The 10,528-nt window shown below is 37.8% G+C and carries 9 protein-coding genes; 5 read left to right on the top strand and 4 right to left on the bottom strand.

Annotated features, from left to right (window positions below; all coding sequences use genetic code 11):
• The first annotated feature begins 114 nt into the window (after positions 1–114).
• Both JQC92_RS18995 and JQC92_RS18990 read left to right on the top strand, forming a co-directional pair.
• Complete coding sequence (locus JQC92_RS18995) at positions 115–471, top strand: DUF1304 domain-containing protein (protein WP_205001124.1); 357 nt, start codon at positions 115–117, stop codon at positions 469–471.
• Between the two features lie 71 nt (positions 472–542).
• Positions 543–929, top strand: coding sequence for a hypothetical protein (locus JQC92_RS18990; RefSeq protein ID WP_205001123.1), 387 nt, complete (start codon positions 543–545; stop codon positions 927–929).
• Between the two features lie 103 nt (positions 930–1,032).
• On the opposite strand, the gene fadE is transcribed toward JQC92_RS18990, so the two are convergent.
• Positions 1,033–3,480: an acyl-CoA dehydrogenase FadE gene (fadE, locus tag JQC92_RS18985; RefSeq protein ID WP_205001122.1), complete on the bottom strand. Its 2,448-nt coding sequence runs from the start codon at positions 3,478–3,480 to the stop codon at positions 1,033–1,035.
• Positions 3,481–3,756: 276 nt separating this feature from the next.
• Between fadE and JQC92_RS18980 the strand changes: the two genes are divergently transcribed.
• Entirely contained in the window at positions 3,757–4,563 is an 807-nt protein-coding gene (locus JQC92_RS18980; RefSeq protein WP_205001121.1) for a class II glutamine amidotransferase, read from the top strand.
• Here JQC92_RS18980 and JQC92_RS18975 read toward each other — a convergent pair.
• Both JQC92_RS18975 and JQC92_RS18970 read right to left on the bottom strand, forming a co-directional pair.
• Entirely contained in the window at positions 4,501–5,244 is a 744-nt protein-coding gene (locus JQC92_RS18975; RefSeq protein WP_205001120.1) for a DUF3108 domain-containing protein, read from the bottom strand. The genes JQC92_RS18980 and JQC92_RS18975 overlap by 63 nt on opposite strands.
• Positions 5,245–5,259: 15 nt before the next feature.
• Positions 5,260–5,595, bottom strand: a complete 336-nt coding sequence (locus JQC92_RS18970) for an MGMT family protein (protein WP_205001119.1) — start codon at positions 5,593–5,595, stop codon at positions 5,260–5,262.
• A 150-nt stretch (positions 5,596–5,745) separates the two neighbouring features.
• Between JQC92_RS18970 and JQC92_RS18965 the strand changes: the two genes are divergently transcribed.
• Positions 5,746–7,530, top strand: coding sequence for a DUF885 domain-containing protein (locus JQC92_RS18965; RefSeq protein WP_205001125.1), 1,785 nt, complete (start codon positions 5,746–5,748; stop codon positions 7,528–7,530).
• A 137-nt stretch (positions 7,531–7,667) separates the two neighbouring features.
• Positions 7,668–9,758, top strand: coding sequence for a prolyl oligopeptidase family serine peptidase (locus JQC92_RS18960; RefSeq protein WP_205001118.1), 2,091 nt, complete (start codon positions 7,668–7,670; stop codon positions 9,756–9,758).
• A 67-nt stretch (positions 9,759–9,825) separates the two neighbouring features.
• Here JQC92_RS18960 and JQC92_RS18955 read toward each other — a convergent pair whose 3' ends face one another.
• Positions 9,826–10,254, bottom strand: coding sequence for a hypothetical protein (locus tag JQC92_RS18955; RefSeq protein ID WP_205001117.1), 429 nt, complete (start codon positions 10,252–10,254; stop codon positions 9,826–9,828).
• Between the last annotated feature and the right edge of the window lie 274 nt (positions 10,255–10,528).

The following is a 10,528-nucleotide window of genomic DNA, read 5'->3' as shown; positions in this document are numbered from 1 at the left end:
GCACAGCGTGTTACTCTGTGTTGCCAGTGCTAACAATAGCTCACTATTGCCGCACACTGTCGCCTTGATTAACAAGCTGTGCATTCTCGCTGAAATCGAGCATCTTCAGGTATCATGGGTATACAATTTGTTTTAGTTTTGCTTGTTGCGATTGAGCATGCGTATATTTTAGTACTTGAGAAGTTTCTCTGGACCAGACACAGAACGTTAAGAGTATTTGGTATAACAAAAGAAGAAGACGAAAACACTAAAGTCATGGCTGCCAATCAAGGTCTATATAATGGATTCTTGTCAGCAGGCATATTTTGGGGACTTATTCACCCACAACCTGACATTGGTCTGCAAGTACAGATCTTTTTCCTCTGCTGTGTCATTACCGCTGCAGTTTACGGAAGTATTACCTTTAAAAAATCAATTTTGTTGGTACAGGGTTTACCAGCTGCACTCGCATTAATTGCAGTGCTTGCTTAATGGAATAAAAATGAAAAAATTAATAATCATTCCATTACTCGTCTCTTCAACTGTCTTATTTTCAGAAAGAGGTGAGTGCAGGGCCATTTACTGAACAGTTATCTAGGTGTCTTGTAACATCAACTTCAGTTGGAGATCGCAACGATCTTGTACGATGGATGTTTTCTGCTGCCGCTAAGCACCCAGCCGTTAAGGATTTGGTAAATGTAACACCTGAGATTCTTGAGAACTCAAATAAAAAAATGGGTGAATTAATGACTCGTTTGTTAACTGTCTCATGTTTGAAGGAAACAAAAGAAGCATTAAAATATGAAGGTAATGCAACGATAGAAGCAAGCTTTAATGCTTTAGGACAAGTTGCAGGGAAAGAAATGTTTTCACACCCTCAAGTAGCAGAAGGGATGTCTAATCTTGAAAAATACATTGACACAGAAACTATCAATAAATTGATCAAGTAGATTACTTCACAATAAAAAACCTCACTTTATTGAGGTTTTTTATCTTCAACAGACTCACACTATCTAACCCTTACAATCGCATAAGGGCCAGATAATGCTTTAATTATGCTGCGTAGTTAGCTTGATTAGCAGATTTAACCATTGCAGTTAACTCTTCAGGGTCAAAATCATCTACATTGATAGATTTCAAACGCCCGAGCTCAGCACGCTTCATCAGCTCAACCTCTTCAGTATTAATACAGTCAAGTTCAATACCTTTCTCTGCAACTTTATCTAGCCACATGAAAGGGATTCTCTCACCTGCAACTTCACAAATACGTTTATGAATTGGCTCACAAGCAATAAGGTCAATAAATGTTTGCTCTTGTATACCTGCAATATTGTATTGAGTTGGTGTTAAATACTGGCCTTTTGCAAGGCGATCTCTTGAAGCACAAGGTGTTTGCATAATTTTTGCAACTTTGTGATCTAACACATCACTAGGTTTTGTCACAGGGCGACCAAATGGGAAGATTATGAACCTTAAAATTGGCCCTAATCCCATAGGGAAGTTATCAAGCAGTTCATCAAGTGAAGTTTGCAACTTATGAAGTGCATCTTCACAAGCCCACTGGACTAATGGTAAATCTTCGGTTAGTCGTCCTTCATCGTTATAACGCTTTAACACACCAGACACGAGATACATTTGGCTTAATAGGTCACCTAATCGAGCAGAAACTCGCTCTTTTCTTTTAAGTTCACCGCCTAATGTACCCATGGCTAAATCTGAAAGTAGCGCTAAATTTGCACTAAAACGATTCATTTGTTGATAGTACTTTTTGGTTTTATCTGAGTACGGTGCATTAGAAAAACGAGCACCTGTTAAACCTAACCAAAAACTACGAGCAAAGTTACTTATTGCAAAGCCAATATGGCCAAATACAGCATTGTCAAACTTACGCAGAGACTCTTTTGGATTTGGGTTAAATGCAGCTTCCATTTCTGGTAATACATAAGGATGGCAACGAATCGCACCTTGACCATAAATGATCATGGAACGCGTTAAGATATTCGCACCTTCAACGGTAATCGCAATTGGTGCGGCTTGATATCCACGGCCTAAATAGTTATTTGGGCCTAAACAAATGCCTTTACCTCCATGAATATCCATTGCGTCAATGACACATTTTTGCATACGGTCAGTAAGGTGATATTTAACTATTGCAGAAATCACTGATGGCTTTTCACCTAAGTCAATACCTGTCGTAGTTAGTGAATTAACACCATCCATTAAGTAAGCATTACCACCAATTCGTGCCATTGGCTCTTCAATCCCCTCAAGTTTACCAATTGGTAGTTTGAATTGACGGCGAATTCGGGCATAAGCACCAGTAGCTACAGCAGCTGTTTTAATACCGCCAGCAGCGTTTGAAGGCAATGTAATACCACGACCAACTGAAAGGCACTCTACAAGCATGCGCCAACCTTGACCTGCCATTTCTTTGCCACCAATGATGAAATCAATAGGGACAAAAACTTCATCACCCTGAGTTGGTCCATTTTGGAACATACAGTTAAGTGGGAAATGACGACGACCGATGATTACACCTTCTACGTCTGTTGGAATGAGGGCACAGGTGATACCGAGTTCTTCTTGCTCACCTAATAAATATTCAGGGTCTCTGAGTTTAAATGCTAAACCTAATACGGTGGCAACGGGTGCGAGCGTGATGTAACGCTTGTTCCACGTTAACTTCATGCCCAATACTTCTTCACCCTGCCATTGGCCTTTACAGACGACACCGAAATCAGGAATCGATCCTGCGTCACTACCAGCTTCAGGACTTGTTAGAGCAAAACATGGGACTTCTAGCCCTTTTGCTAAACGTGGCAAGTAATGATCTTGTTGTTCAGGAGTACCGTAATGCTGCAGAAGTTCGCCTGGACCTAATGAATTAGGAACACCAACTGTGGATGCAAGTTCACTACTTACACCGGCTAATTTTTGTAGCACTCTTGATTGGGCATAAGCAGAATATTCCAAACCACCGAATTTTTTCTTAATGATCATGGCGAAGAAGCCATTATCTTTCAAATATTGCCAAACTTCTTGTGGTAAGTCGGCAAGTTCATGTGAGACTTGATGTTCATTGAGCATCCCACATACTTCTTCTACAGGGCCGTCTAAGAATGCTTGCTCTTCATTCGTAAGTCGAGCAACGGGGATATTGTGCAGTTTTTTCCATGAAGGTGCACCTGAAAATAAATCGGCTTCCCACCAAGTTGTACCTGCTTCAATTGCTTCTTTTTCAGTTGAAGACATCTCTGGCATGATGCTTTTGTAGATATTCAAGAATGGTTTTGAGATGAACTGTCTTCTGAATGACTTTATGTTGAAAGGTAACGCTAAGATTACGAAGATTGCGAAAGGCAATGGGCTTCCAACGTGAAAGTACGAAGCCGCAGCACAAATCACTGCAGCAGCTATGGTAGTTGTTAAGAGTGAAAATCTTAAATATGCACCCGCAGCAATTACTACTAATAATGCACATATCCATAGTAGAGTCGTCACCGTAATTCTCCTTATTTGATACAAGCTAGATCACATATCGCAATATTAAGGTTGCGACTTGGATCAAAGTATAGCTCGTGGTCTGACCTCTGTCTTATTTTAACGTTATACTTAACCTAAAATTAATACAAGCTATTTCAAACATATGTTTTAAAATACGTTTGAATTACAGCGTTAGTTCAAAAAAGAATGTTTAATGGATCGGTTAATCTAGAATAAGCACTAAACAAAAGCTAAAATTGCTTCAATTTCTTAATAAATATTTGAGTTGTGTAAATGTGTGAACTTTTGGCCATGAGTGCCAACGTACCAACAGATATTGTTTTTAGTTTTACTGGTCTCATTGAGCGAGGAGGAAATACTGGCCCTCATGTTGATGGTTGGGGAATCGCCTTTTATGAAGGCAAAGGAAATCGAATATTTAAAGATGTGAGCCCAAGCAGTGCGTCGCATATTGCCCAAGTCATTAAAACCTACCCGATTAAAAGCGAAGCGGTAATTAGCCATATTCGTCAAGCTAATCGTGGTGGAAACTCCTTAGAGAATACACACCCATTTAATCGAGTATTGTGGGGAAGAAACTGGTGTTATGCTCATAATGGCCAATTAAGTGATTATGTAGAGGTCATTGCTGTGAAACGTATATTTCCGGTTGGAGAAACTGACAGTGAGTTAGCTTTTTGCTGGATACTAGAACAGGTACTTAACAAATTTGGTGAAACTGAGCCAGATGATTATTTAGCTGTTTATCGATATATAGCAACATTGGCCGATGAAGTCAGAAGGCTGGGTCTCTTCAATATGATCATCAGTGATGGACTGCATTTAATGTCCTTTTGTGGTAATAATCTATGCTACATCACTCGCAGAGCGCCTTTTGGAAAAGCGACTTTAAAAGATACAGATGTAACGATCGACTTCCAAAAAGAAACCACTCCAAACGATATAGTAACGGTTATTGCCACTCGTCCATTAACCAAGAATGAAGAATGGCATATTTTAAAACCCGGAGATTGGAAGTTATTTAAGCTCGGGGAACTTGTCGCTACCGGAGAAACTGTAACTGTTGATGTAAATCTCTAGTTGTTTTTTTCCCTTTTTCAAATGTGACAGTTTAACCGGAAGATAAGCAAGTTTTGGCGCCATCCATATATATGTTTGGCGTTTTTTCTTTTTTCTCACTACCTCTAATTTGACTGTATCGTATTTGATCCCATTAATTTCAATGACTTCTTCTCCATCAATTTTAAAGGTGTAATCATCTTTTTTATTGCTTTTAATTAACTCGTATTTATAAGATTTTTTATGATTAGCGACATCTAAACGTAATTGAAGTTGGATAGATAACGAGTCATACAGTTCAGGGTGATACTCAAATTCTTTTTTATCGCCTTTATAACGGCTAAAAATCTTCTTTTGTTGATCGAGAAAAACTAACTGTTCTTGATAGTCACTTCCAGTGCCTTTCCTATCATGAAAATAACGAAGAGGCTTAATCGTATTATTCTCAACAGAGAATTCACTCGATACTTCTCTGTTGTCAGATAAGACGAGCAGTGCTAATGCACTTTCAAATGTATATCGGTATTCATTTTTACCTGTTGGCTCAAGGTTGTAGCGTGCTTTTCCTAATTCAATATCACCATAATACACCTTGTATTCGGCACGCTGAGGTGTAAGAGGGGAAAATGTTTCTGCATGAGTAAATAATGGAAATGTAAAAAAAGACGTGATAATTATCGCTTTTAATGTTTGCTTTATCATTTTGATATCAGTCCTTTAAAATGGAATATCCATAACTAATGTGGCTATATCTGGCCGCCATTCGTAGTCCGCTAGCTTAATTCTACCGTTATTGATTTCGATACCTTCTATCCTTAATAGTTCAATTTGTTCTCGGTAACCTTTGGTGTCTTTTGGGATAGAAATTTTACCTTGGCTATTTATCACTCTGTGCCATGGAATAAGCATAGACCTTGGAGCTTGTTTTAGTGCTTTTGAAACCATTCTTGAACGACCAGGTAACCCAGCTAAGTCAGCAACTTTCCCATAAGTAAATACATTTCCTTCTGGGATCAAATTTACCACAAAGAGTATTTTTTCATTTGATGTCATATTTCGTAGCCGTGCGTTATGTAAAGGACACTATGCCTAATGTTTATTAAAGAACAAAGAAATATTTTGTATCAACTCTACTTACTTAATGCGGTATATCTGAAGTATGATTGTGCAAAAGAAATAAATAATTATAAATTGGGAATAATGATGAAAAAGACCATTTTATCTACGCTTATTGTTGTTGCAATAGGTGGTTTATCTGCATGTAGTAATCCTTCAAATACTTCACAACCTGTCAATGTTACTAAACAAGCATCAATGCATAAGTTTTCTGATTTTTCTAATGAGTTTATTAACAACCTTTGGAAGCAGTATCCAACATGGGCCCTCTATAGCGGTTTTCACAAATACGATTCAGAGCTCACTGTTCCGGATGCTGCTTCAAGAGTTAAAAGTTTAGCCTTCGTAAAAGCTCAGCGTCTTAAACTTAAATCATTCAGTACAGAGACTTTACAAGCTAACCAATTAATCGACTATCGCCTCATCGAAAATTTATTAAACAGTATTGAGTGGGATATCAACAGTGGTAAATCATGGCAGTGGAACCCGTCTCAATATAATGTTGCAGGTGGTTTTGCGCAATTAACTAATGAAAACTTTGCTCCACTTGATGAACGATTAAAGTCAGTGTTAGGCCGTATGGCAAGTGTTCCAGATTTCTATAGAGCTGCAAAAGCAAATATTACAAATCCAACACTTGAGCATACTCAGTTAGCGATTCTACAGAACAAAGGTGCATTCTCAGTATTTTCTGACGATTTACTAGCTAAAGCTAAAGATTCTGGTTTGTCGACTGATGAAAAAACACTGTTTATTGAACGCTTCAATGCATCTAAGCAGGCTATTACTAGCTATATTTCTTGGCTTGAAAAGTTGGAAGTTAAGCTTAAAAAGAACGGTGCTAAGAGTTTTCGGATTGGTGAAAAGCTATATGAAGAGAAGTTCGCTTTAGATATTCAGTCTGGAATGACTGCAAAGCAGTTATATCAAAAAGCCGTTGCGGACAAAGATCGTGTTCAAGCGGAAATGTCTAAAATTACGGATAAACTTTGGTCAAAATATTTTAAAACCGCTAAACCTACCAATGAAAAAGTAGCAATCAAACAGTTAATTGACAAACTTTCTTCTAATCACGTCAAGCGTGATAACTTTGTTGAAGAAGTTAAAGCGCAAATTCCAGAGCTTGTGAAATTCGTTAATGATAAAAAATTGGTTACGCTTGATCCAAGCAAACCATTAGTTGTTCGTGAAACACCGACTTATATGCGAGGATTTGCAGGCGCATCAATCAGTGCACCTGGTCCTTACGATAAACAACGCAATACCTATTACAATGTAACGCCATTAGATGGAATGACCGATGCACAAGCAGAGAGTTATCTCCGTGAATATAACCACTGGATTCTTCAAATTTTAAACATTCATGAAGCGATTCCAGGCCATTATACTCAATTGGTCTATTCAAATGACTCCCCAAGCTTAGTTAAGAGTTTGTTTGGTAATGGAGCAATGGTTGAAGGGTGGGCTGTTTATACTGAGCGTATGATGTTAGAAGAGGGCTATGCCAACTTTGAACCTGAAATGTGGTTAATGTATTACAAGTGGAACTTACGTGTTATTTGTAACACAATCCTTGATTACAGCATTCAAGTTAATGGCATGACCAAAGCACAAGCGCTTGATCTTATGATGAATGAAGCATTCCAACAAAAGACTGAAGCTGAAGGTAAATGGCGTCGTGCGACGTTAAGTCAGGTACAGTTGACGAGTTATTATTCTGGTTATCGTGAAATTTACGATTTCAGAGAAGAATACAAGAAACGGTTAGGTAAAGATTTCGACTTAAAAGCATTCCATGAAAAGTTCTTAAGTTATGGAAGTGCTCCCGTTAAATACATTCGTCAATTGATGTTGAATGATCTGAAAAAATAAATGTTACATGTAAAAAGAAGCGCCCTAGGGCGCTTTCTATCTTGTTACATTTAGAAATTAATTTTGTTAATTGTTTTATTTCTCAATGTTTTTTCATTCGTTACAATGTCAAAGATAATTAGAAAAGGGAAATCATAATGAATAAAAAGGTTTTTCCATTTATGGCACTATCAGTATTAGCTACTTCTGCATTTGCACATCCTGACCACGATAAATATATGTGGCTTGAGAATGTCGAAGGTGCTAAAGCCATGAAATGGGTTAAAGAGCACAATAAAGCGTCTTTAAAAGAAATTGAAGCTTATCCTAAATTCGATAAACTGGTTAAAAACGGATTAGACGTTTATAACTCAAAAGAACGAATTCCGTACGCAAGCCGAAGAGGCGATTACCTCTATAATTTTTGGAAAGATGAGAATCATGTTCGTGGTATTTATCGACGTACGACCATGGAAGAATATTTAAAAGCTAACCCAAAATGGGAAACAGTTTTAGATATTGATGCTTTAGGCAAAAAAGAGGACGTTAAGTGGGTGTATAAAGGCATGAATTGTCAGTACCCAGAAAATGTACGCTGTTTTGTGTCTTTATCTCGCGGTGGTGCAGATGCCGTTGAAGTTCGTGAGTTTGATTTATCAACTAAAGACTTTGTACCTAAATCTGAAAAACCTTTCTTTCTCCCTGAGGCTAAGTCTGATCTTAGCTGGATAGACAAAGACACAGTGTTTGTCGGTACTGATTTTGGTGACGGAAAAAGTATGACAGATTCAGGCTATCCACGTGTTGTCAAAATTTGGAAACGTGGCGAACCGTTATCAGCGGCTAAAGAAATCTTTGCCGGTGATAAAAAGTCTGTAGCTGTTGCCGCATACTCAATGTATGACGATAAAACACCTTTAAGATTAGTTGGTGAATTTAAGACTTTTTACACATCTCAATACCAAGTTTACCAAAATGGTGAATTGTCCAGTATACCGTTACCTGAAGACGCAGAAATTAAGGGATATTTTAACGGTAAGGTATTCATTGAATTAAAAAGTGATTTAACCGCAAATGGAAAATCATTTACTCAAGGTTCTGTCGTATCTACACCGGTTAGTGCTTTAGTTTCTCAAAAACCAAAGTATGAACTGTTTGTAGCACCGACTAAAACAGCCTCGATCTCTTCAGTAAGTTTTACTAAAAGCGCAATTTTCGTTAATTGGTTAGATAACGTTAAAAGTAAACTGGTTCGCTATACACAAAAATCTGGAAAATGGATCCAAGACACTGTTCCATTTAAAGAAAATGGTGCAATTAGCATATTTGATGTTAAACAAGACGAGAATGATTTCTTCGTAACTTATACGAGCTTCCTTGAACCGTCGTCACTGTATCGAGTAAATGGCAAAACACTTTCGATTAAGAAAGTAAAAGCGATGCCTCAGCAATTTGCAGCTGATAAATTTACCACTAAGCAGTATTTTGCGACGTCAAAAGATGGCACTAATGTTCCGTATTTTGTTGTTATGGCAAAAGATACTAAATTAAACAGTAAAAACCCAACGTTACTTTATGGGTATGGCGGTTTTGAAGTCTCATTACGTCCATCTTATTCTGCAATGATTGGTAAAAACTGGTTAGAGCAGGGCGGTGTCTATGTACTTTCTAACATTCGTGGTGGTGGTGAGTATGGTCCTGCATGGCATCAAGCAGCACTAAAGAAAAACCGCCATAAAGCATACGAAGACTTTGAAGCAATTGCTGAAGATTTGATTGCCCGTAAAATTACCTCGAGCAAGCACCTTGGTATTCAAGGTGGCAGTAATGGTGGCTTACTAATGGGAGCTGCATTTACACGTCGTCCAGATCTTTATAATGCTGTTGTGTGCCAAGTTCCGCTGTTAGATATGAAACGCTTTAATAAGCTTTTAGCAGGAGCTAGCTGGATGGGAGAGTATGGAAATCCAGATAATGCTGATGAGTGGGATTACATCAAGACTTATTCTCCTTATCATAACCTGAAGAAGGGCGCTCATTACCCTAAAGTCTTCTTTACTACCTCTACAAGAGATGACCGAGTTCACCCAGGTCATGCACGTAAAATGGTAGCTAAGATGGAAGGTATGGGTATTGATGTTCTGTATTACGAGAATATCGAGGGTGGTCATGCTGGGGCAGCAGATAATACACAAGCAGCTAAGTTACGCACTTTGACTTATGCATATTTGATGCAGCAATTGAAATAAACGTATTGTACCTCGTAATAGAAGAAATTCATTTTTCTTCTATTACGACAAATTCTCCATCATTCGTCTATCCATCTCTGTAGATCAGTTTGCAATTCTTTACCCAGTAAGAAGTTTTAAAAAACTCTTTTAAGTTGTTAGCTAAGAATTTTGCGTCCTCGCGATTGCCTACTGTTTGATGCCATTTATATTGTTGAAGGATAGTCTGGACAGCATCACATTCAAACATATTATTTACATAATCTTCTTTTCTATCAAAACCGAATGCTGACATCATAAAGCTTTTAAAACGGTCAAAAAGACCATAATTCTTTTTGTTCGCAGACCAGACAGCAACACCATCTTTTGTATCCTTAATGTCTGTGTGACTAATTTTAAACTCTCTGTCACAAAATGATATTATTGTGCCATCTGATAAGTTTTCACCATCCGCTAAATGTTCAACAAGAGAATTTTGTGCTTCTAGTTGCCTTTCCGGTACTTTAAAACTACTCATCCAGACCCCCTAGATTTTATAGGACTTTTACAAGCATATACCTTAGTACCATTTTGCATAGTTAAATTAAGTTAACTATCTAAGCAATAGAGCCAGCAATTCTCGGTGAAAAATTAAATCCTTACAATTCAATGTGTAAAAGAAGTGTTGAAATTTTCTTTTCGCACAAACTTAAAGCTGAAACCAAGAAAACGGCGATAGATCACAGCAACTATGGCAAATAGATCACAAGCTTTCTAAAGCTTCTGTATTACCATGTAGGACATTATTTTTA

The sequence above is a fragment of the Parashewanella hymeniacidonis genome (assembly GCF_016900895.1).
GTDB lineage: Bacteria > Pseudomonadota > Gammaproteobacteria > Enterobacterales > Shewanellaceae > Parashewanella > Parashewanella hymeniacidonis.
The sequence above is the reverse complement of the archived record's forward strand: the minus strand, read 5'-3'. Positions and strand labels throughout refer to the sequence as shown.